The organism is Streptomyces canus (assembly GCF_041435015.1).
Classification (GTDB): domain Bacteria; phylum Actinomycetota; class Actinomycetes; order Streptomycetales; family Streptomycetaceae; genus Streptomyces; species Streptomyces canus_G.
The window spans coordinates 8,225,139-8,247,239 of the sequence record NZ_CP107989.1; the positions used below are offsets into that span (position 1 = coordinate 8,225,139).

A 22,101-nucleotide genomic window follows, 5' to 3' on the forward strand; every position below is an offset into this window, starting at 1 on the left:
CACGCGTACGCCGACAGCCACAGTCCCTGCTGCGATATTGCCACTTACTCGACGGAAGGTGGCAGAACCGTGCAGTGGACGAAACAGAACGAACAAACTGTGTATGAAAACCGCTGGTTCAGCGTCAATCTCGCCGATGTCGAGCTGCCGGACGGCCGGCATCTCGACCACTTCCTGATACGACTGCGGCCCGTCGCCGTCGCCACGGTGGTCAACGAGGCCAACGAGGTCCTCCTGCTGTGGCGTCACCGTTTCATCACGGACAGCTGGGGCTGGGAACTCGCCGCGGGTGTGGTCGAGGACGGCGAGGACATCGCCGTCGCGGCCGCCAGGGAACTCGAGGAAGAGACCGGCTGGCGACCGGGCCCGCTCCAGCACCTCATGAGCGTGGAGCCCTCCAACGGGCTCACCGACGCCCGGCACCACATCTACTGGGCCGACGAGGGCGAGTACATCGGGCACCCCGTGGACGACTTCGAGTCGGACCGCCGGGAATGGGTCCCCTTGAAGCTCGTTCCCGACATGGTCGCCCGTGGGGAGGTCCCGGCCGCCAACATGGCGGCCGCGTTACTCCTGTTGCACCATCTGAGGCTCGGTCAGGACGCTCAGCCCTGATCCCCCACCCGAGCGTCCCGATGCCTCAGTGGCCGAGAGCCTGCCAGATCGCCACGACGAGCGCGCCCACGGCGGTGATCGCCGCAACCGCGGGAAGCGGCCAGCGGGCGTGCTCCAGGGCGATGATCCGTGCGCTCAGATCGTCGATCTCCTTGTCCGTCTCCTCCGTACGGTGACTGAGCAGAGCGAGGCCTCCCTCGACGCGTGCGTACGCGACATCGAGGCGGCGTCGTAACTCTGCGAGTTCTCCATGGATCACGGGATGCTCCGGTTCGGCGGTCACAAGTCCGCTCCTTTCCGTAGTCATCACATCCCTTGCATGCGCATCAAGAGTCAACTCGCCTGGTGGACGCGTGGGGAGAGTGTGCGACGGGCATATGCGGGCCCGCCGTGCACACGGTGTGTGAATGCCACGGGCCCGGCACTCGCAAGAGCGCCGGGCCCGTGTTCGTAGCACTGTGTCATCAGCACCCTGGAACGGACAGAGTGCGGGTCAGTCGTAGGAGTAGAAGCCCGAGCCGGACTTCCGGCCGAGCCGGCCCGCGTCGACCATGCGCTGGAGCAGCGGGGGAGCGGCGTACAGCGGCTCCTTGTACTCCTCGTACATCGAGAAGGCGACCGAGGCGACGGTGTCCAGGCCGATCAGGTCGGACAGCTTCAGCGGGCCCATCGGATGGGCGCAGCCCAGCTCCATGCCGTTGTCGATGTCCTCGCGGCTCGCGATGCCCGACTCGAACATCCGGATCGCGGACAGGAGATACGGGATCAGCAGCGCGTTGACCACGAAGCCGGAGCGGTCCTGGGCGCGGATCGCGTGCTTGCCGAGCAGCTTCTCGGCGAACTGCTGGGCGCGGGCCAGCGTGCCCTCGGACGTCGTGAGCGCCGGGATCAGCTCGACGAGCTTCTGCACCGGGGCCGGGTTGAAGAAGTGGATGCCGACGACCTGGTCGGGCCGCGAGGTGGCGACCGCCAGCCGCACCAGCGGGATGGAGGAGGTGTTGGAGGCCAGGATCGCGTCCGGGCGGGTCACCACATGGTCGAGCACCTGGAAGATCTCGGTCTTGACCTGCTCGTTCTCCACGACGGCCTCGATGACCAGGTCGCGGTCGGCGAACTCGCCGAGGTCGGTGGTGAAGCTCAGACGTGCCTGCGTCTCCGCCAGCTCGTCCGCCGTGATCTTGCCGCGTTCGGCGGCCTTGGTCAGGGAGTTGAACAGCCGGGTGCGGCCGATCTCCAGGGCCTCGCCGGTGGTCTCGGCGACCTTCACGTCCAGGCCGGCGCGGGCGCACACCTCGGCGATGCCCGCCCCCATCTGGCCGCAGCCCACCACTCCGACGCGCGCGATGTCTCCCGCCGGGAAGTCCGTCACTTCGTCCCTTTCGCTGATCTTCACCTGGTGGCAGGTCGGCCGTTGTCCGGTTCCTGCTCCGTTCGTGCACGTTACTCCCAAGTATCGATGATCGATCGCCGGGGTCCGTCATCCGTCGGGCATTCTGGGGCGCGGAGACGATCCGTGACCGAGCGGATCCATGGTGTTGGGGGAGTGTGCACATGGGGCGTCTGTCGCGCCGGGCCTTCGCGCTGGCCGCGCTGTCGACCATGACCTCGGCCTCGGGAGCGGCGGCGGCACCGCGGCATCCGAGACGGGCTGTGACCGGGATGCGGGGCGTGTGGCTCGCCACCGTGTCCAACCGGGACTGGCCGTCGAAGCCGGGGCTGACCGCCGCACAGCAGCGCGCGGAGCTGATCGCCCACCTCGACCGGGCGGCGGCGGACCGCCTGAACGCGGTGATGTTCCAGGTACGGCCCACCGCCGATGCCCTGTGGCCCTCGCCGTACGAGCCCTGGTCGCAGTACCTCACCGGGACCCAGGGCAGGAACCCCGGCTGGGACCCGCTCGGCACGGCCGTGGCCGAGGCGCACCGGCGGGGCCTGCAACTGCACGCCTGGTGCAACCCGTACCGCATCGCCAACCACGGCGACCCGACCCGGCTGGTCTCCTCCCACCCCGCCCGCCGGCACCCGGACTGGGTGGTGACGTACGGCGGGAAGCTCTACTACAACCCCGGGCTGCCCGAGGTCCGCGCCTTCGTCCAGGACGCCATCCTCGACGCGGTGCGCAAGTACCCGGTGGACGCGGTCCACTTCGACGACTATTTCTACCCGTATCCGGTGGCGGGCCAGACCTTCGACGACGACGCGGCCTACGACGCGTACGGCGGCGCCTTCGCGAACCGGGCCGACTGGCGGCGGGACAACATCGACAAGCTGGTCCTGGAGACCGCGGCCCGCATCAAGCGGATCCGGCCCACCGCACAGTTCGGCATCAGCCCCTTCGGGGTGTGGCGCAACGCCGCCACCGACCCGCTCGGCTCGGACACGCGCGCGGGTGTGCAGTCGTACGACGACAACTTCGCGGACACCCGCAAGTGGGTGCGCGAGGGCTGGATCGACTACCTCGTGCCGCAGCTCTACTGGAACATCGGCTTCGCCGCCGCCGACTACGCGAAGCTCGTGCCCTGGTGGGCGAAGCAGGCGCAGGGGAGCAGGACCAAGCTGTACCTGGGCGAGGCCCTCTACAAGGCCGGGGATCCGGCGCAGCCCACTGCCTGGCAGGACCCCGCGGAACTGTCCCGGCACCTCACGCTCGCGCGCGACTACAAGCAGGTGCGCGGACATGTCTTCTTCGCCGCGCGGGAGGTCACCTCCGACCCGATCGGGGCGATGGCGCGGGTGGTCGCCGACCACTACCAGGTGCCGGCGGTTCCCCCGCGCCGTATCACCGGCCGGTCTGCTGGAGCCGGTGCCTGATCTCGGTGTCGGGGCCGGGTGAGCACACGCCCTCGTGCCCGTCCTCGAAGCGGACGCGGTACGGGGGGTTGCCCTCCTGACCCATCACTTCGACGATCTCGCCGATCTTGTCCTGCTGTCCGACCACCCTGCCGTGCTGGACAAGCTGGTCGCCCACGGTTGCACGCATCGTCTGGGGCCTCCTCACCAAGTGCGGGAGCAGCGGTCCGTGGCCCCGATTTTACGGCGCGGGGACGCGGTTGGACCGGCGCGTGCGCGCCGTTCAGCCCCGCGCCCGCTGGGTGACGGCGATGCACACGAGCACCGCCGCGGCCGTCAGCGGGGCGGCCACCGTCAGGTGCTCGCCGAGCAGCAGCACCGACCACACCAGTGTGAGCAGGGGCTGGGCCAACTGCAACTGGCTGGCCTTGGGGATCCCGATCGCGGCCATGCCCCGGTACCAGACGACCAGGCCGAGGAACTGCGAGCCCGCCGCCACCCACAGCAGCCCGGCGACGCTGTGCGCGGTGAGGTGCACCGGCTCGTACGACAGCGCGAGCGCCGCCGCGGGCACGCCGATCGGCAGGCACAGCACCAGCGCCCAGGCGATGACCTGCCAGCCGGGCATGACCCGGGCCAGCCTCCCGCCCTCGGTGTAGCCGGCGGCGCACACCAGGAGCGCGGCGAAGAGATACAGGTCGGCGGTGGTCAGGGCGCCCCCGCTCTGCTGCACCGTGAAGGCGACCACCGCGGCCGCGCCCGCCAGGGCGGCCGTCCAGAAGGTGCGCGAAGGGCGTGTGCCCATGCGCAGGGCCGACAGCAGCGCGGTCGTCAGGGGGAGCAGACCCACGACGACGGCGGCGTGCGCGGTGGTCGACGTCTGCAGGGCGAGCGTGGTCAGCAGCGGGAAGCCGACCACCACCCCGGCGGCGACGACCACGAGCCCCGGCCAGTCCCGGCGGCTCGGCACCGGGACCCGCAGCGCCGCCAGACAGCCCGCGGCGATGAGGGCCGCGAGGACGCTGCGCACGGCGACGAGGGACCAGGGCCCGAAGCCTTCGAGGCCCCATGCCGTGGCGGGGAAGGTGAGGGAGAAGGCGGCGACGCCGAGGGCGGCCTGGAGGGTGCCGAAGCTCTTGGTGGGAGCGGGGACCGCTATCCCAGTCGGTGCGATAGCGCTACTCTGTACTCTCATGCAAGAGCGTAGCAGCGTCACCGAGCTGGCAGAACAGCTGCGGCGAGAGCTCGACCGCTACTCTCCCGGTGGAAAGCTCCCGTCGAGCCGGTCCCTGGTCGACCGGTTCAGGGTCAGCCCGGTGACCGTCTCGCGTGCCCTCGCCCAGCTCGCCGCCGAGGGGCTCGTGGTCACCCGGCCGGGCGCGGGTGCCTTCCGGGCGGCGGCGCGCGCCTTGGCCGCTCCGGCCGGGGACACCTCCTGGCAGGAGGTCGCGCTCAGCGCTGACGGCGCCGCCGACCTCGTACCGCGCTCGGTGGACGCGTCCGGTGTCCTGGTCTCGCTGGCCGCCCCGCCGCCCGGGGTGATCGAGTTCAACGGCGGCTATCTGCACCCTTGTCTGCAGCCGGAGCGCGCGATGTCCGCGGCCCTGGCCCGCGCCGGCCGCCGCCCCGGAGCCTGGGGCCGACCGCCGACGGAAGGTCTGCCGGAGCTGCGCGAGTGGTTCGCGCGGAACATCGGCGGCGCCGTCACGGCCGCGGAGGTGCTGATCACCGCGGGCGGCCAGTCGGCGCTCACGACGGCGTTGCGCGCGCTGGCCCCACCCGGCGCTCCCGTGCTCGTCGAGTCGCCCACCTATCCCGGCATGCTGGCGATCGCGCGTGCCGCCGGCCTTCGCCCCGTCCCCGTCCCGGTGGACGCGGACGGCGTGAAACCGGCCCTGCTCGCCGACGCCTTCCGGGCGACCGGCGCCCGGGTGTTCGTCTGCCAGCCGCTGTTCCAGAACCCGACCGGCGCGGTGCTGGCCCCCGAGCGCCGGGGCGAGGTTCTGCGCATCGCCCGCGAGGCCGGCGCCTTCGTCGTCGAGGACGATTTCGTACGACGGCTCGTGCACGAGGACGCCGGCCCGCTGCCGCGTCCGCTGGCCGCCGACGATCCCGACGGCGTCGTCGTCCATGTCGGCTCCCTGACCAAGGCGACCTCGCCCAGCTTCCGGGTGAGCGCGCTCGCCGCACGCGGCCCGGTACTGGAGCGGCTCCGCGCGATCCAGATCGTCGACACCTTCTTCGTCCCCCGCCCGCTCCAAGAGGCGACCTTGGAACTCGTCGGCTCCCCGGCCTGGCCCCGTCATCTGCGCACGATCTCGGCGGAGTTGAAGGCCCGCCGGGACGCCATGACCGCCGCCCTCCGTCTCGGACTGCCCGAACTCGCCCTCCCGCACATCCCGTCGGGCGGCTACCACCTCTGGCTCCGCCTCCCGGAGGGCACGGACGAGACCGCCCTGACCGCCGCGGCCCTGCGCGCGGGCGTCGCGATCACCCCCGGCCGCCCGTACTTCAGCGCGGAACCCCCGGCGGGCCATGTCAGGTTGAGCTTTGCGGCGGTGGCCGGGGTGGGGGAGATCGCGGAAGGGGTACGGCGCCTCCGCACGGCCTGTGACGAGGTACTCCCGGCGAAAAACGTTCGACTCCGCCGTCCGTGACTGCCAACGTCACGCCCATGACCGACACCCCGCCCCTCGCCGAGGGCTACGAGATCTCCACCGACCCCGACCGCATCGATGCCGGGCGGGTGCACCACTGGCTGTCGACCGACGCCTACTGGGCGATCGGCCGACCTCGGGAGAAGCAGGACCGGGCGATCGCCGGGTCGCTCAACTTCGGGGTGTACGCGGTGGAATCGGGGGATCAGGTGGCTTATGCCCGCGTGATCACCGACCTGGCCAGTTTCGCCTGGCTGTGCGACGTGTACGTGGACCGGTCCGTGCGGGGCGAGGGGATCGGTACGGCGTTGGTCGGTGCCGTGCGCGAGCACCTGCGACCCTACGGCCTCAAACGCATCCTGCTCGCCACCCACGACGCCCACGGGGTGTACGAGAAGCTCGGGTTCGCACCGCTCGTCACGCCGGCTCACTGGATGGCGCTCGTCTTCGGGCAGTGAACCCCGGCGCACCCTGGGTAACTCCCCGGTAACGCCTCTTGACCTGCGCACTTTCACGGCTCACGATCGCCGCATGCAACTTCGGGTCACGTTCGTCGCCGCCGCGCGCAGCTCCTCGCTGCTCGCCGAGCGGTTCGAGGACGACCGTCCGCTCGACCAGGCCGGGTGGGACGAGGTGCTGGGCGTGGCGCACGATCTGCTGCCGCTCGCGGCCGCCGAGCTGCGGTACTGCTCGCCCACTCCGCGCAGCCGTGCCACCGGGGACGCCCTCGGTTACTCCCCGCTGGTCCAACTCGCTCTGCGTGACTGTGACATGGGGCGCTGGCGCGGGCTGACCCTGGGCGAGGCGATGGCCCGCGAGCCGGAGTCCGTGGACGCCTGGCTCGCCGACCCGAGGGCGACCCCGCACGGCGGCGAGTCACTGCTCGACTTCATCACCCGCGTCGGGGGCTGGCTCGACACCCGGCCCGTCGGCGACGGCGGCCGTATCGTGGCCGTCGCCGAACCGGCCGTGATCCGCGCCGCCCTGGTCTACGCGCTGAAGGCCCCGCCGTCGACCTACTGGAACATCGACGTACGTCCGCTGTCGGCGACCACCGTGACCGGCAGGGCCGGCCGCTGGAACCTCCGTTTCGAGGGCGCCCCGGCTCAGCCTGCGCGGACATAGCCAGGGGCTTGGCGTGGTAGTCCGCCGGCCGTCGTGTGCGGGTGGCCGCCGGGCGGTCCCGTGCGGTGAGTCGTCGGCCGCCTTGTGGCGGCGCGGCCGGTGGTCTCGCGCGGTCAGTGGTCGGGCATGCCGCCCGCGTGGCCGCCGGCGGGCTCGCGTGTGTAGTCGGTCGTCAGGACCAGGTCCTTTGCCGGGCCGCCGACCCGCCACACCGTGCGCCAGTGGTCCACGTCCAGGACGCTGAACTCGCCGCGGTAGAGGTCCGCAGCGCAGGGGTGGTCGGCGACATGGTGGCCGGACGTCAGATCCAGGTCGTGGAAGGGGCGCCCGTCGGAGAAGCGGACGTCGGCCGTGCCCGGTGTCCTGCCCGGCAGGAAGCGGAGCGTCCGTTCCGCGGGGCGCGGGACGCCCTGCCAGACGAAGACGCCCGACTCCTGGGACAGCAGTCCACCGCCTTCGGACAGACGGCCGCCCTCTTCCGGTCGGCCGAAAGCGGTCGTACCGGAGAACTCCCCTTCGTCTCCGCTCGCCAGATCCCGCACGGTTCGCTCGGTCCGCCAGGTCCCGGCCAGATACGCCAGCACATCCGCCACTGGCCAGAACCCGCTCATCCGTCCCTCACTTCCGACACTTTCGGTCCCGCGCGACCCGTTGACGCTCCCCGGCACCCTCCCTATCTTGCCGTTCGAAGTGCTGATCATCGTTTGGTATTTCGAACGTCACTTTCGACAAAGAGCCGCGGAGTATTCATGTCACGCACCCGCTGGAGACTCGGTCTCGGCGCCACCGCCTTCCTGGTGGCCGCCGGTCTGGTCCCCGCCCCCGCCCATGCCGAGGACGTCACCGACTACGCGATCACGGTCGACCGGGCCGCCCGGGGCGCGAAGATCGACGACACGATGTACGGCGTCTTCTTCGAGGACATCAACCGGGCCGCCGACGGCGGTCTGTACGCCGAGCTCGTGCAGAACCGGTCCTTCGAGTACTCCACCGCCGACAACTCCTCGTACACCCCGCTGACCTCGTGGACGGTCTCGGGCGCCGGCCAGGTGGTGAACGACGAGGGGCGGCTGGGCGAGCGCAACCGCAACTACCTCTCCCTGGGCGCCGGTTCGTCCGTCACCAACGCCGGATACAACACCGGCATCCATGTGGAAGAGGGCAAGAAATACGACTTCTCGGTATGGGCCCGCGCGGACGCCGGTACGGCCCTCACGGTCTCCTTGCAGGACGCCGACGGGACGCTCGCCATCGCCCGCAGGGCGACCGTGACGAAGAGCGGCTGGGCCCGGTACAAGGCCACCTTCACCGCGACCCGGACCAGCTCCGGCGGTCGCCTCACCGTGGCCTCCTCCGCCGCGGCCGCCCTCGACATGGTGTCCCTCTTCCCGCGCGACACCTATCGCGGTGAACCCAACGGGCTGCGCAAGGACCTGGCCGAGAAGATCGCAGCCCTGCACCCGGGCTTCGTGCGCTTCCCCGGCGGCTGCCTGGTGAACACGGGATCCATGGAGGACTACAGCGCGGCCTCCGGCTGGCAGCGCAAGCGCTCGTACCAGTGGAAGGACACCATCGGCCCGGTCGAGCAGCGCGCGACCAACTCCAACGTCTGGGGCTACAACCAGAGTTACGGGCTCGGCTACTACGAGTACTTCCGCCTCTCCGAGGACATCGGCGCCATGCCGCTGCCCGTGGTCCCCGCGCTGGTGACCGGCTGCGGTCAGAACAAGGCCGTCGTCGACGAGGCGTTGCTCAAGCGGCACATCCAGGACACCCTCGACCTCATCGAGTTCGCCAACGGCCCGGCGAGCTCCACGTGGGGCAAGGTGCGGGCGAAGATGGGCCACGCCAAGCCCTTCCGTCTCACCCACATCGAGGTCGGCAACGAGGAGAACCTGCCGAACGAGTTCTTCGCCCGGTTCAAGGAGTTTCGCGCCGCCATCCAGGCGAAGTACCCCGACATCCAGGTCATCTCCAACTCCGGCCCGGACGACTCGGGTACGACCTTCGACACGGCCTGGCAGCTCAACAAGGACGCCAAGGTCGACATGGTCGACGAGCACTACTACAACAGCCCGCAGTGGTTCCTGCAGAACAACGACCGCTACGACTCCTACGACCGCGGCGGCCCGAAGGTCTTCCTCGGCGAGTACGCCTCCCAGGGCAACACCTTCAAGAACGCCCTCACCGAGGCGGCGTTCATGACCGGCCTGGAGCGCAACGCCGACGTCGTCAAACTCGCCTCCTACGCCCCGCTGTTCGCCAACGAGGACTACGTCCAGTGGCGCCCGGACCTGATCTGGTTCAACAACCACGCCTCCTGGAACTCCGCCAACTACGAGGTCCAGAAGCTGTTCATGACCAACGTCGGCGACCGCGTGGTGCCCTCGACGGCCACCGGCACGCCCTCGCTGCTCGCCCCGATCACCGGAGCCGTGGGCCTCTCGACGTGGGCGACGACGGCGGCGTACGACGATGTGCGGGTCACCGGCGCCGACGGGAACACCCTGCTCACCGACGACTTCAGCGGTGGTGCCTCGCAGTGGACCCACACCGGCGGCGGCAGCTGGAGCGTCCAGGACGGGCAGTACGTGCAGACGGACGTGACCGCCGAGAACACCATGGTCTCGGCGGGTGACCCGTCCTGGCACGACTACGACCTGAAGGCGAAGGCCACCAAGAAGGCCGGCAAGGAGGGCTTCCTCGTCGCCTTCGGCGTCAAGGACACCGGTAACTACTACTGGTGGAACATCGGTGGCTGGAACAACACCCAGACCGCCGTCGAACAGGCCGTGGACGGCGGCAAGTCGACGCTGATCTCCAAGGCCGGATCGGTCGAGACCGGCCGTGCCTACGACATCGACGTCAAGGTGCGCGGCCGTCAGGTGACCCTCTACCTCGACGGACAGGAGTGGGGCAGCTTCACCGACGACAAGCCGGCCGAGCCGTTCCGCCAGGTGGTCACCAGGGACCAGAAGACCGGTGACCTGATCGTCAAGGTCGTCAACGCCCAGAACGCGGCGGCCCGCACGGCGATCGACCTGGGTGGTGCGAAGGTCGCGTCCAGGGCCCGGGTGACCACGCTGGCGGCCGGCCCGGACGCCGTGAACAGTGAGACGTCGACCGCGGTCGCCCCGGTGAAGTCCACCTTCGACGGGGTCGCCGGGAAGTTCTCGTACACCTTCCCGGCGAACTCGATCACCTTCCTGAGGATCAGGCAGAGGTAGCCGACGGGTCGGCGGGCTGCTGTCCGACGGGCAGCAGCCCCCGCTCGCCGAACACCTTCTTCGCCACGGCCGTGGCGTTGAGGGCCCTAGGGAACCCGCAGTAGCCGGCCGACTGCAACAGTGCCTCGACGATCTGCTCGGGGGTGAGGCCCACGTTGAGGGCCGTGTTGATGTGCACCTCCAGCTGGGTCTCGCAGCCGCCGAGCGCGGTGAGCATGCCGAGCGTGACCAACTGGCGGTCACGGGGCGCGAGTTGTGGCCGCGAGTAGATCTCGCCGAACCCCCAGGCGATGACCTGGTGGCCCATCTCCGGGCTGATGTCGGCGAGTGAGTCGACGACCAGTTGTCCCACCTCGGGATTGACGCTCCCCAGCATCTCCAGGCCGCGCGCGAAACGCTCCTCGCGGGTGGTGCTCTCGCTCATGTCAGCTCCCTCTGCTCGTACGGTCCCCTCGGCCACCGTCGCCTCCGGGTCGTACGGAATTCACTGCACCGCCATCTGCGGTAGGACAACCAACCGTATGCACCCCCGGTCTAAATCGGCGCAGCAACAACGCACGGGGCGAACGCCCCGGACGGGGGCTTGAATTGACCAGCAAACAGGGCGTGCGACCGACCGTCCCGCCCGAACCGAAGACCGCGGACGACCACATAGGGGAGCGGCCGCCGCCCGGACCGGGGCAGGCGGCTCTGCTGGCGGCGACGATCACCGTCGTCGTGCTGTGCGCGGCCGACGCCGTCGCCCGCAGCTACCCCTTCGGACCGCGCACCCGGAACGTCAACGACCTGGGAAACCAGTACGTGCCGTTCCACGCGCACCTGTGGGACCTGCTGCACGGACGGGGCACTGGTGGGCTCCTCGTCAACTGGCAGTCGGGATTCGGCGCCGGCTTCCTGCCCGACCTCGGCACCTACCTCACCAGCCCGTTCGCCCTGCTCGTGGCGGTGTTCCCGAGGGACGAGATCGACCTCGCGGTGTACGTGATCACCGTGCTGAAGATCGCGTGCGCCGGTGCCGCCATGGCCTGGCTGCTGCTGAGGCTGCGCCCCGGACGCTGGTGGGCGGCGGGCCTGCTGGGCGCGTCCTACGCCCTGTGCGGATGGACCGTGGCGACCGCCTCGTACAACCTCATGTGGCTCGACGGGCTGATCGCCCTGCCGCTGCTGTGCCTGGTCGGGGAATGGATCCTGAGCGGCAGGCGCCCGCTTGTCGGGGTGCTGGTCGTGACGGCCGCCTGGATCGCCAACTTCTACACGGCGTACATGGCCACCCTCGCCGCCGCTCTCGTGTTCCTGCTGCGGCTGTGGCTGGCCGATCTGCCCCGCCGCCGCAGGCTCAGCGCCGCGGGCCGGGCCGCCCTGACCTTCGCACTCGGCATGGGCCTGGCCGCACCCCTGGTGACGGTCGTGTACTTCGGCAGCGCGCACGCCTCCGAGGGCCGCTTCACCCGGTTCGCTCCGGTGGGTACGGAGGACCTGCTGGCCCGGCTGCTGCCGACGACGTACAGCTTCGGCTCCCCGGCCCTCTTCGTCGGCACCACGGCCCTGTTGCTCGCCCTCGCCCTGCCCTTCCACCGTGCGGCACCCCGCCGGGTGCGCGCGGGGTGGACGCTGCTGGTGCTGGTCGTCACCCTGTCGATGCAGTGGGGCCCGACCCATCTGCTGTGGCACGCCTTCGCCGCACCGCAGGGCAGTTCGTACCGCCAGACCTTCGTGGTGTGCGCGCTGCTGGTGATCGCCGCCTGGCACACGCTCTCCTACGGCCCCCTCGACCGGCGGGCCCTGGCCTCGGCGGCCGGACTGCTCGCGCTGATCGCGGTCGTCGCGAGCGGCAGCGGGCTGGTCCGCTCCTTCGCCTGGCCGGTGTTCCTGATGGCGGCCCTGGGCGCGCTGCTCGGGCTGATCCTGCTCGGCCGCAGGCGACCCGTACTGCGTATGGCCCCAGCGGTGCTCGCCGCCGTACTGCTCGTCGGAGCGCAGCTGGGCGAGGCCATCGCCACCGACGCCGTGGCCACCCGGATGCGGTTCGGGCACATGGACGACTACGCCCCCTGGGGCGCCCGGCAGCAGGACCAGGCCGACGCGGTCGCGCAGGCCGACGGCTGGCCCCGCTACCGCACCGACCCGGGCCGGGAGCAGACCGTCGGCAACGACCCGCTGGAGGTCGGCGGCCAGGGCGCCCAGTACTACAGCAGCCACACCTCCGCCGTGCTCAGCAGTACGCTCACCGCCCTCGGCGGCGGCTGGACCTCCGGCGGCCGCAGCCTCCAGAGCCTGGACAACGCGGTGACGGACGTCCTCTTCTCCGTCGGCGCCCGGGTGCACTCCCCACCGGACCCGCATCAGAACTGGTTCCCGCAGGACGGCACCGGGGAGACCGTGACCCGCGAGGACGTCCCGCCCCTGGTGACGGTGCGGCCGGCCGCCGCGACCGGTGCCTTCGGGCCGTCGCCGTACCGCAACCAGGAGCTGCTGCTGGGCGCCCGTGTCTACACCCTTCCGCACCTCACCGTGCTCAACGCCGTCGGGAGGGACGCGGACCGCAGCACCGACCGGCGCCAAGGCGTGCGGGTAGGGGGAAAGGCGACGATCACCGCCCGGTGCCGGGCGGGCAGCGAGGTCTACCTCTGGGCGCCGTACTTCGTGGGCACGGCCCGGCTCGCCGGCCCCTCCGCCCACGGCCTGACGGGACGGTTCCGGGCCGACTGGCGGCCCCTCACCAAGATCGCCGCCATGGAGCGGCTCGGCACGGTTCCGGACTCCGGGCGCCTCACGATCGAGCTGTCCGCGAACCGGCTGGGCGTGGTGCCGGACCGGGCGGTCGGCTGCCTGGACACCGACCGCCTGCACACCGTCGTACGACAGCTGAAGGCCACCGGCGCCACCAAGGTGACCGTCTCCGGCTCCGGCGGCACGATCCGGGCCCGGCTCCCGGAGGGCAGCAAGGGGGTCGCCGTCGTGGCCGCGCCCCGGATCGCCGGCTGGCGCTGCGCCGCCGGAGACGCGGCCGCCGTACCCGCGAAGGAGTACCACGGGCTGATCGCCGTGCCGCTCGACGGCACCTCGTCCAGTGTCACCTGCAACTTCCATCCGCCCGGTCTGCGGCTGGGGACGGCGGTGGGGGGCGGCGCGCTGGTCGCTCTCGTCGGGCTCGGCGCGTTCGGGGCCCTGCGCCGACGGAGGGCGTGAGTATGCACGCGGTTGCATAAACGTGCAGCGAAACGTATAGTCATGCCATCCAGGAGGAGGATGACATGGCGGTACGTGCGGCGGTGGCCGGAGCGAGCGGATACGCGGGCGGTGAGGTCCTGCGGCTGCTCCTGGCGCACCCCGAGGTCGAGATCGGTGCCCTGACCGGCAACTCCAACGCCGGGCAGAAGCTCGGCGCGCTGCAGCCGCACCTGCTGCCGCTGGCCGACCGGGTACTCCAGGAGACCACGGCCGACGTCCTCGCCGGACACGACGTCGTCTTTCTCGCCCTGCCCCACGGACAGTCCGCCGCCGTCGCCGAACAGCTCGGCCCCGACGTCCTCGTCGTCGACATGGGCGCCGACTTCCGGCTCGAGGACGCCGCCGACTGGGAGAAGTTCTACGGCTCCGCGCACGCCGGCACCTGGCCCTACGGCCTCCCCGAACTGCCCGGTGCCCGCGCCGCGCTGGAGGGGACCAGGCGGATCGCGGTGCCCGGCTGCTACCCGACCGCCGTCACGCTCGCCCTCTTCCCGGCCTACGCCGCCGGAATCGCCGAGGACGAGGCCGTGATCGTCGCCGCCTCCGGCACCTCCGGCGCGGGCAAGGCGCCCAAGCCGAACCTGCTGGGCAGCGAGGTCATGGGGTCCATGTCGCCGTACGGCGTCGGCGGCGGCCACCGGCACACGCCCGAGATCGTCCAGAACCTCAGCGCGGCGGCCGGTTCCCGGGTGAGTGTCTCCTTCACGCCGACCCTCGCGCCGATGCCCCGCGGCATCCTCGCCACGTGCAGCGCCAAGGCGAAGCCCGGCGTCACCGCCGAGTCCGTCCGCGCCGCGTACGAGAAGGCTTTCGCCGACGAGCCCTTCGTCCATCTGCTGCCCGAGGGCCAGTGGCCCGCCACGGCATCCGTCTACGGTTCGAACGGCGTTCAGGTGCAGGTCGCCCTGGACGAGTCCGTGGGCCGCATCATCGCGATCAGCGCCATCGACAACCTGGCCAAGGGCACCGCGGGCGGTGCCGTCCAGAGCATGAACATCGCCCTCGGTCTCCCCGAGGAGCTCGGTCTTTCCACGATCGGAGTCGCACCGTGAGCGTCACGGCAGCCAAGGGATTCCAGGCGGCGGGCATCGCCGCCGGAATCAAGGAGAACGGCAACCCGGACCTGGCCCTCGTGGTCAACACCGGGCCCCGCCGCGCCGCCGCCGGCGTCTTCACCTCCAACCGTGTGAAGGCCGCGCCGGTGCTGTGGTCCGAGCAGGTCCTCAAGAGCGGTCAGCTGTCGGCGGTGGTCCTCAACTCCGGTGGTGCCAACGCCTGTACGGGTCCCAAGGGCTTCCAGGACACGCACGCCACCGCCGAGAAGGTCGCCGAGGTGCTGGACATCGGCGCGGGTGAGGTGGCCGTCGCCTCCACCGGGCTCATCGGCCTGCTGCTCCCGATGGACAAGCTCCTGCCGGGAGTCGAGGCCGCCGCGGCTCAACTGTCCGAGCACGGCGGTGAGAAGGCCGCCATCGCCATCAAGACCACCGACACCGTCCACAAGACATCGGTCGTCACCCAGGACGGCTGGACCGTCGGCGGCATGGCCAAGGGCGCGGGCATGCTCGCTCCCGGCCTCGCCACCATGCTGGTCGTCCTGACCACCGACGCGGACCTGGAGAGCGAGGCCCTGGACAGGGCCCTGCGGGCCGCCACCCGGACCACCTTCGACCGCGTCGACTCCGACGGCTGCATGTCCACCAACGACACCGTGCTGCTGCTCGCCTCCGGCGCCTCCGAAGTCACCCCGGAATACGCGGAGTTCGCCGAGGCGGTGCGCACCGTCTGCGACGACCTCGGCCAGCAGCTGATCCGGGACGCCGAGGGCGCCAGCAAGGACATCAAGGTCGAGGTGGTGGGCGCCGCGAGCGAGGACGACGCCGTCGAGGTCGGCCGCTCCATCGCCCGCAACAACCTCCTCAAGTGCGCGATCCACGGCGAGGACCCCAACTGGGGCCGCGTCCTGAGCGCCATCGGCACCACGAAGGCCGCCTTCGAGCCCGACCGGTTGAACGTCGCCATCAACGGCGTCTGGGTCTGCAAGAACGGCGGCGTCGGCGAGGACCGCGACAAGGTCGACATGCGCTACCGCGAGGTGCACATCGTCGCCGACCTCGCGGCCGGATCCGAGACCGCCACCATCTGGACCAACGACCTCACCGCCGACTACGTCCACGAGAACAGCGCCTACTCCTCATGAGCACCACGCGAAAGCACACCGCGCTCCCCAAGGCCCAGATCCTCATCGAGGCGCTGCCCTGGCTGGTCCGCCACAACGGCAAGACCGTCGTCATCAAGTTCGGCGGCAACGCCATGATCGACGAGGACCTGAAGGCCGCCTTCGCCCAGGACGTCGTCTTCCTGCACCACGCCGGGCTCAAGCCGGTCGTCGTGCACGGCGGCGGCCCGCAGATCAGCGCCGCCCTCGACAAGCACGGCATCGTCAGCGAGTTCAAGGCCGGCCTACGGGTCACCACCGAGGACGCCATGGACGTCGTACGGATGGTGCTGGCCGGGCAGGTGCAGCGCGAGCTGGTCAATCTGCTCAACGAACACGGGCCGCTCGCCGTCGGATTGACCGGCGAGGACGCCCACACCATCAGCGCCACCAAGCACCGGCCCGAGATCGACGGAGAGTTGGTCGACATCGGGCGGGTGGGCGAGATCACCGCGATCGACACGGGCGCGATCGAGGCACTGCTCGCCGACGGCCGCATCCCGGTCGTCTCGTCGATCGCCCGTAGCCAGGACGACGGACATGTCTACAACGTCAATGCTGATACGGCGGCTGCGGCACTCGCTGCTGCTCTTGACGCCGAAACCCTCATGGTCCTCACGGACGTCGAGGGCCTCTACGAGGACTGGCCGCACAGCGACGAGGTGATCAGCCGCCTCACGGCTTCCCAACTGGAGAAGCTGCTGCCGGAGTTGAGCTCCGGCATGGTCCCGAAGATGGAGGGCTGTCTGCACGCCGTACGCAACGGCGTGACCACGGCCCGGGTCATCGACGGGCGGGTCCAGCACTCGATCCTGCTGGAGATCTTCACCGACGAGGGGATCGGCACGATGGTCGTGCCGGACGCACAAGAGGGGGATGCCGTATGACCGACAATCAGGAGCTGACCCAGCGGTGGCAGGGCTCGCTCATGAACAACTACGGCACCCCTCGCCTCCCTCTCGTCCGCGGCGCGGGACTCAAGGTCTGGGACGCCGAGGGCAAGGAGTACCTCGACTTCGTCGGCGGGATCGCCACCAACGCGCTCGGACATGCCCACCCGGCGATCGTCGAGGCCGTCGGCAGGCAGATCGCCTCCCTCGGCCACATCTCCAACTTCTTCATGGCCGAGCCGACCGTCACCCTCGCCGAACGGCTGCTCCAGCTCTTCGGCCGGGACGGCAAGGTCTTCTTCTGCAACTCCGGCGCCGAGTCGGTCGAGGCGGCCTTCAAGATCGGCCGGCTGACCGGGCGCACCCACATGGTCGCGACCGAGGGCGGCTTCCACGGCCGGACCATGGGCGCCCTCGCGCTCACCGGCCAGCCCGCCAAGCAGACCCCCTTCCTGCCGCTGCCGGGTGACGTCACCCATGTGCCGTACGGCGACGCGCAGGCGCTGGCCGCCGCGGTCACCGAGGACACCGCGCTCGTCGTCATCGAGCCGATCCAGGGCGAGAACGGCGTCGTGGTGCCCCCGGCCGGCTACCTCAAGGCGGCCCGGGCGATCACGGCGGCCAAGGGCGCGCTGCTGGTCCTCGACGAGGTGCAGACCGGCATCGGCCGTACCGGACACTGGTTCGCGTACCAGGCCCACGAGGGCGTCCTCCCGGACGTCGTCACCCTCGCCAAGCAGCTCGGCGGCGGACTGCCGCTCGGCGCGACCGTCGCCTTCGGGCGGGCCGCGGACCTGCTGCAGCCGGGGCAGCACGGGACGACGTTCGGCGGGAACCCGGTCGCGTGTGCCGCCGGCCTCGCCGTCCTCGACACCATCGCGAACGACGGGTTGCTGGAGAACGTCAAGCAGCAGAGCGAGAGGCTGCGGGACGGAATCGACGCACTCGGACACCCCCTGATCTCCCACGTCCGGGGTGCGGGGCTCCTCCTGGGTATCGTGCTCACCGAGCCGCTCGCACCGAAGGTGCAGCAGGCGGCTCAGGAGGCCGGATTCCTGGTGAACGCGCCCGCCCCCGACGTCGTACGGCTGATGCCGCCGCTGAACCTCGGCGACGACGAAGTGGACGCGCTTGTTCAGGCTCTCCCCGGCATCCTGGGTGTCGCCGAGGGAGACGGATGATCCGGAGAATGAGACGACGATGAGTCATGCGCAGGATCACGAGCACAACGGGGTCGCGGGACCTGCCGTGCCGCAGACGCGTACCGCGCGCCACCGCCGGATCGTGGACATCCTCAACCGGCAACCGGTGCGGTCGCAGAGCCAGTTGGCCAAGCTGCTGTCGGACGACGGGCTGAGCGTCACCCAGGCGACGCTCTCCCGGGACCTCGACGAGCTGAACGCGGTGAAGATCCGTAACACCGACGGGGATCTCATCTACGCGGTGCCCAGTGAGGGGGGTTTTCGGACCCCTCGGGCGCCGTTGGGGGAGTCCGCCAAGGAGGAGCGGATGCGGCGGCTCTCTCAGGAGCTGCTGATTTCCGCGGAGGCTTCGGCGAATCTCGTGGTCCTGCGGACTCCTCCGGGGGCCGCGCAGTTCCTGGCGTCGGCGATCGACCAGGCTGAGCTGCACGACATCCTTGGGACGATCGCCGGGGACGACACGTTGATGCTGATCAGTCGGGATCCCGTGGGGGGACAGTCGTTGGCCGAGCACTTGTTGCGGTTGGCTCAGAACGGGCATTGAGGTTGTGTGTCGGGTGCGGCTGAGTGGGGGCTGGTCGCGCAGTTCCCCGCGCCCCTAAAGCGCTTAACCGAGCCTGGCTGCCAGGCCCCCCGTGCACCGCACCTCATCGCCCGCGGTGATCAGCAACGCCTCCACGTCCGGCAGGCTCTCCAGCCAGGCCAGGCCCTCCCGCGAACCCATCGCGAAGGCCGCCGTGGCCCAGCAGTCCGCCCAGGTGATGGTCGGGGCGACCACCGTCACCGCCACCAGGTCCGAGACCGCGGAGCGGCCCGTGCGGGGGTCGACGATGTGGGTGCCGCGTTCCACCGTGCCGGAGGTGGCCACCGCCAGCTCGGCCGCGCCCGCCGCCGAGACCACCGCCGCCAGGCCGCCCGGACGCAGGGGGTCCGAGACGCCGACCCGCCACGGGCGTTCCGGGCCCGGAACGCCCAACAGCTGTACGTCTCCGCCGCCGTTGACGCTCACCCCGGTCGCCCCCGCGCGAGCCATCCGACGGGCCGCGCGTTCCACCGCCCAGCCCTTGACGATGCCGGTGGGGTCGAGGCGGCCCCCGTAGCGCAGGCTGAACCAGCCGTCGCTCAACCGCTCGGCCTCGGCGCCGAGTTCCAGGACCTCGGCGACCTCGGGATCGCACTCGGCGACCGTCAGCTCGCCGCGGGCCAGGCGGGAGACCTGGCTGTCGTCGCGGTAGGTGCTGAACACCTCGTTCACGCGGTGCAGCCCCGCCACCGCCTCCCGCAGTGCCGCCTGCACGGCAAGGGGGTCCCCGCCGCGGACGTCGAAGGAGAAGACCGTCCCCATGACCTCCTCCGCGTGACGCACCGCGGCGGGAGCTTGTGCCGACTCGGCCACCGTGTCAGCCACCGGCCTGGTCCAGCGCCGACTGCAGCGACTTCTTGTAGCCCTCGCTGGTGTAGGTGGCACCGGACACCGAGTCGATGTCCGCGCTGCCGGACGCCACGGCCTCCTGGTTGAGCTTCGGGATGGACAGCGCCGTCTTCTGGTCGCTGGTCCCGCCCTTCGGGGCCTGCACGGCCTCGGCCTTGGTGACCTTGCCGCCGCTGACCGTGATCCGGACCTGGACCGGCCCGTACTGGGTCTGGGAGACCGCACCGGTGACCGTCTTCGCGGCTGCCCCGGCGCTGCCGCCGGCCGGCTGGGAGGGCTGAGCCGACGGCTGGGCCGGAGCGGCCGCGTTCGCCTTGTCGATCGCCGACTGGAGCGACTTCTTGTAGCCCTCGCTCGTGTAGGTCGCCCCGGAGACCGTGTCGATCTGCGGGCTCTGCTTGGCGACCACGGCCTGGTTGAGCTTCGGAACGGACAGGGCGGTCTTCTGGTCGCTCTCGCCGCCCTTGGGCGCCTGGACCGCCTCGGCCTTCATGATCTTGTTGCCGCTGACGGTGATACGGACCTGGACGGGACCGTACTGGGTCTGGACCACGTCCCCGGTGACCGCGCCGCCGGCGGCCGCCCCCGTGCCGCCCTGGGCCGACTCCTGTGCCGCCGCCGTCTGCTGCGGGATCGTTCCGCCCGCCTGGGCGGACGCCGGGTCCGAGGACGGCTTCAGCGACAGCAGCAGCACGACACCGGAGACGGTGGCGGCGGTCGCGAGCACGACTCGACGGACGGGGTGACTCTTCCTCATCGCTTCAACAGCTCCTGAATTCCCGTCGTCACATCTCGAACGACTCGTGATGGATGCGGCGGGCGGGCACACCCGCGCCGCGCAGTGCTTCGTACACGGACTGCGCGAAGCCGTTCGGCCCGCACATGAACACGTCGTGCTTGTCGATGTCGGGGAGCTTGCGCTGGAGGGACTCCGCGGAGATGTCCGGACGCTCCCCGTCCGGACTGTTGACCGCGTACATCAGCCGGGCGCCGCGCTCGTCCGCGATGGCGGCGAGCTCGTCCCACAGGGCCAGGTCCTGGGTGGTGTTGGCCCGGTACAGCAGGGTGATGTCACCGGCCGCGCCGGGCAGCGTCTCGAACAGGGCCCGCATCGGCGTGATGCCGACCCCGCCGGCCACCAGCAGCACCTTGCCCCGGCTGCGGCGCTGGGCGGTGAGCGCGCCGTACGGTCCCTCGGCCCACACCTTGGTGCCGGGCACCAGCTCGCGCAGCCGCTCGCTGTGGTCGCCGATCGCCTTCACCGTGATCCGCAGCATGCCCGGTCGGGGCGCGGCGGAGAGCGAGTACGGGTGGGAACTGAACCGCATGCCCGGTGCGAGGAAGCGCCAGCGGAAGAACTGGCCGGCCTCCGCGCCCATCCGGTGCAGCTTGCGCCCGCCGATCAGCACGGACACGACGCCCGGCGTCTCCTCGACGACCGCCTCGACGTACATCCGGTGGCGCAGGTTCAGCCGGATCGGCGTGAGGATCCGGTACCAGACGACGAGCGCGGTGACCGAGCCGTACAGCGCGTACCAGACGGTCTTGGCGACCGGCTCGACCGCGAAGTCGTTGCCGGTGGTCAGCTGGTGCCAGAAGGTCAGGAAGACCGCCGCGTACGTCAGCAGGTGCACGTGGTACCAGGTGTCGTACGGGATCCTGCGGCGCACCCCGCCGATCGACATCAGGCCGATGAGGAACAGCAGACCGGTGCCGATGGCCGCCTTGCCCATGTCCGGCAGCTGGTTGATGGAGTCCATCGTCTGCTGGACGATGTCGCCGAGCCCCTTGCCGGCCTGCAGGGCGTAACCCCACATGATCAGGAAGACGTGGGCGACGACCAGGCAGAGGGTGTAGCGGCCGGTCATCGCGTGCCAGCGGGCGACCCGGTCGGAGCCCACCCGGCGTTCCAGCGCGGGCACCCGGGCCATCTGCAGCACCACGAGCGCCATCAGATACCCGGCCAGCAGACCGGTGATCCGGCCCGCGTTGAGGATCTTGCTGTTGTCGTCGGCGACGGACGGTGTGTTGTGCCACCACAGCCACAGCACACCGGCCGCGCCCGCCCATACGGCGAACAGCAGGACGGTCGCCGGGGAACGGCGCGGGCGGATGCGGCGCATCGTCTGGCGGCGGGCGGCGCGGCCGCCTGCGAGCGTCGTGGTCACGTTTCCTCCGGGGGCGGGGGCAAGGGGGGGTGGGCGTGGTCCCTTGGTCCTCAGATACGTGCCGTGACCCCGGTGTGTTCAGCTGCCCGCGGAGTCCAGTGCGGACTGGAGTGACTGGCGGTAACCGTCGCTCGTGTAGGTGGCCCCCGAGACCGTGTCGATCTCCGCGCTCTGGGCCTGCAGTGCTTCGGTCCGCAGCCGCGGGAGCGCGTAGCTGTTGATCTCCTGGTCCCGGGGGTTGTCCGTCGGGTAGGTGACCGCCGTGACCTCGGTGAGCTTGCCGCTCTTGATGGTGATGCGGACCTGGACCGGCCCCCAGCGGGTCTGGACGGTGTCGCCGGTGACGGTCTTCGTGCCGGTGGCGGCCGATCCGGTGCCGCCCGACGCACTCGCGCTGCTGGAGGGCACGGGCAGCGCCAGGGCGGTCTGCGGCGACGCGTGCGGCTTCAGCGACAGCAGCATCACCATGCCGGAGACGGTGGCGGCGCTCGCCAGCACGATCCGGCGCAACGGGCGGTTCTTCTTCAACGCGTGCACGTGTGAGGC

At 70.7% G+C, this 22,101-nt stretch carries 22 protein-coding genes; 12 read left to right on the forward strand and 10 right to left on the reverse strand.

What is annotated here, in order from left to right; translation table 11 throughout:
• The first annotated feature begins 69 nt into the window (after positions 1–69).
• On the forward strand, positions 70–615 hold the full coding sequence (locus OG841_RS37535) for an NUDIX hydrolase (RefSeq protein WP_266567110.1): 546 nt from the start codon (positions 70–72) through the stop codon (positions 613–615).
• A gap of 25 nt (positions 616–640) precedes the next feature.
• Here the strand turns inward: OG841_RS37535 and OG841_RS37540 are convergent, their stop codons facing one another.
• Together OG841_RS37540 and OG841_RS37545 are read right to left on the reverse strand one after the other, a co-directional pair.
• Positions 641–898 carry a hypothetical protein gene (locus tag OG841_RS37540; protein WP_057614266.1) on the reverse strand — a complete coding sequence of 86 codons (258 nt, stop codon included), beginning with the start codon at positions 896–898 and terminating at the stop codon, positions 641–643.
• A 210-nt stretch (positions 899–1,108) separates the two neighbouring features.
• A complete protein-coding gene (locus OG841_RS37545) occupies positions 1,109–2,008 on the reverse strand; it encodes a 3-hydroxybutyryl-CoA dehydrogenase (protein WP_328637308.1) in 900 nt (299 codons plus the stop codon).
• 158 nt (positions 2,009–2,166) lie between these two features.
• Here OG841_RS37545 and OG841_RS37550 point away from each other — a divergent pair, with 158 nt between their 5' ends.
• Positions 2,167–3,426: a glycoside hydrolase family 10 protein gene (locus OG841_RS37550; RefSeq protein WP_371568742.1), complete on the forward strand. Its 1,260-nt coding sequence runs from the start codon at positions 2,167–2,169 to the stop codon at positions 3,424–3,426.
• On the opposite strand, the gene OG841_RS37555 is transcribed toward OG841_RS37550, so the two are convergent.
• Entirely contained in the window at positions 3,395–3,595 is a 201-nt protein-coding gene (locus OG841_RS37555; RefSeq protein ID WP_328637306.1) for a DUF1918 domain-containing protein, read from the reverse strand. The genes OG841_RS37550 and OG841_RS37555 overlap by 32 nt on opposite strands.
• A gap of 93 nt (positions 3,596–3,688) precedes the next feature.
• Positions 3,689–4,600, reverse strand: coding sequence for a DMT family transporter (locus OG841_RS37560; protein ID WP_365120760.1), 912 nt, complete (start codon positions 4,598–4,600; stop codon positions 3,689–3,691).
• Here OG841_RS37560 and OG841_RS37565 point away from each other — a divergent pair.
• From OG841_RS37565 to OG841_RS37575, 3 genes are all read left to right on the forward strand, one after another.
• The gene (locus tag OG841_RS37565; protein WP_328637304.1) at positions 4,599–6,062 is read left to right on the forward strand and encodes an aminotransferase-like domain-containing protein; all 1,464 of its coding nucleotides are present in this window, start codon (positions 4,599–4,601) and stop codon (positions 6,060–6,062) included. The two genes, OG841_RS37560 and OG841_RS37565, sit on opposite strands and share 2 nt — an antisense overlap.
• A 17-nt stretch (positions 6,063–6,079) precedes the next feature.
• Entirely contained in the window at positions 6,080–6,520 is a 441-nt protein-coding gene (locus tag OG841_RS37570; protein WP_328637303.1) for a GNAT family N-acetyltransferase, read from the forward strand.
• A gap of 73 nt (positions 6,521–6,593) precedes the next feature.
• Positions 6,594–7,187 carry a histidine phosphatase family protein gene (locus tag OG841_RS37575; RefSeq protein WP_326670175.1) on the forward strand — a complete coding sequence of 198 codons (594 nt, stop codon included), beginning with the start codon at positions 6,594–6,596 and terminating at the stop codon, positions 7,185–7,187.
• 113 nt (positions 7,188–7,300) lie between these two features.
• Here OG841_RS37575 and OG841_RS37580 read toward each other — a convergent pair whose 3' ends face one another.
• Positions 7,301–7,798 (reverse strand): DUF6314 family protein, encoded by a 498-nt coding sequence (locus OG841_RS37580; protein ID WP_328637302.1) that lies wholly within the window; start codon positions 7,796–7,798, stop codon positions 7,301–7,303.
• 138 nt (positions 7,799–7,936) lie between these two features.
• Here OG841_RS37580 and OG841_RS37585 point away from each other — a divergent pair, with 138 nt between their 5' ends.
• Entirely contained in the window at positions 7,937–10,414 is a 2,478-nt protein-coding gene (locus OG841_RS37585; RefSeq protein ID WP_371568747.1) for an alpha-L-arabinofuranosidase C-terminal domain-containing protein, read from the forward strand.
• Here the strand turns inward: OG841_RS37585 and OG841_RS37590 are convergent.
• On the reverse strand, positions 10,401–10,838 hold the full coding sequence (locus tag OG841_RS37590; RefSeq protein ID WP_031056191.1) for a carboxymuconolactone decarboxylase family protein: 438 nt from the start codon (positions 10,836–10,838) through the stop codon (positions 10,401–10,403). The two genes, OG841_RS37585 and OG841_RS37590, sit on opposite strands and share 14 nt — an antisense overlap.
• Positions 10,839–11,020: 182 nt before the next feature.
• On the opposite strand from OG841_RS37590, the gene OG841_RS37595 reads away from it, so the two are divergent.
• The 6 genes from OG841_RS37595 to OG841_RS37620 all read left to right on the forward strand — a co-directional run bounded on the left by OG841_RS37595 (position 11,021) and on the right by OG841_RS37620 (position 18,499).
• A complete protein-coding gene (locus OG841_RS37595) occupies positions 11,021–13,603 on the forward strand; it encodes a YfhO family protein (RefSeq protein ID WP_365120772.1) in 2,583 nt (860 codons plus the stop codon).
• Positions 13,604–13,668: 65 nt separating this feature from the next.
• On the forward strand, positions 13,669–14,697 hold the full coding sequence (argC, locus tag OG841_RS37600; protein ID WP_328637298.1) for an N-acetyl-gamma-glutamyl-phosphate reductase: 1,029 nt from the start codon (positions 13,669–13,671) through the stop codon (positions 14,695–14,697).
• The gene (gene argJ, locus OG841_RS37605; protein WP_328637297.1) at positions 14,694–15,845 is read left to right on the forward strand and encodes a bifunctional glutamate N-acetyltransferase/amino-acid acetyltransferase ArgJ; all 1,152 of its coding nucleotides are present in this window, start codon (positions 14,694–14,696) and stop codon (positions 15,843–15,845) included. The genes argC and argJ overlap by 4 nt, the downstream gene beginning before the upstream one ends.
• On the forward strand, positions 15,842–16,750 hold the full coding sequence (gene argB / locus OG841_RS37610; RefSeq protein WP_311719805.1) for an acetylglutamate kinase: 909 nt from the start codon (positions 15,842–15,844) through the stop codon (positions 16,748–16,750). Before argJ ends, argB begins: the two co-directional genes overlap by 4 nt.
• On the forward strand, positions 16,747–17,934 hold the full coding sequence (locus OG841_RS37615; protein ID WP_328637296.1) for an acetylornithine transaminase: 1,188 nt from the start codon (positions 16,747–16,749) through the stop codon (positions 17,932–17,934). The genes argB and OG841_RS37615 overlap by 4 nt, the downstream gene beginning before the upstream one ends.
• Positions 17,935–17,953: 19 nt before the next feature.
• Positions 17,954–18,499 carry an arginine repressor gene (locus OG841_RS37620; protein WP_328637295.1) on the forward strand — a complete coding sequence of 182 codons (546 nt, stop codon included), beginning with the start codon at positions 17,954–17,956 and terminating at the stop codon, positions 18,497–18,499.
• Positions 18,500–18,562: 63 nt separating this feature from the next.
• Here OG841_RS37620 and OG841_RS37625 read toward each other — a convergent pair whose 3' ends face one another.
• The 4 genes from OG841_RS37625 to OG841_RS37640 form a co-directional block, all read right to left on the reverse strand.
• Positions 18,563–19,363 (reverse strand): FAD:protein FMN transferase, encoded by an 801-nt coding sequence (locus OG841_RS37625; protein ID WP_328637294.1) that lies wholly within the window; start codon positions 19,361–19,363, stop codon positions 18,563–18,565.
• Positions 19,356–20,144 (reverse strand): FMN-binding protein, encoded by a 789-nt coding sequence (locus tag OG841_RS37630; protein ID WP_371568753.1) that lies wholly within the window; start codon positions 20,142–20,144, stop codon positions 19,356–19,358. Before OG841_RS37630 ends, OG841_RS37625 begins: the two co-directional genes overlap by 8 nt.
• A gap of 28 nt (positions 20,145–20,172) precedes the next feature.
• Positions 20,173–21,555: a ferredoxin reductase family protein gene (locus tag OG841_RS37635; protein WP_328637292.1), complete on the reverse strand. Its 1,383-nt coding sequence runs from the start codon at positions 21,553–21,555 to the stop codon at positions 20,173–20,175.
• Positions 21,556–21,633: 78 nt separating this feature from the next.
• Positions 21,634–22,092: an FMN-binding protein gene (locus tag OG841_RS37640; protein WP_328637291.1), complete on the reverse strand. Its 459-nt coding sequence runs from the start codon at positions 22,090–22,092 to the stop codon at positions 21,634–21,636.
• Between the last annotated feature and the right edge of the window lie 9 nt (positions 22,093–22,101).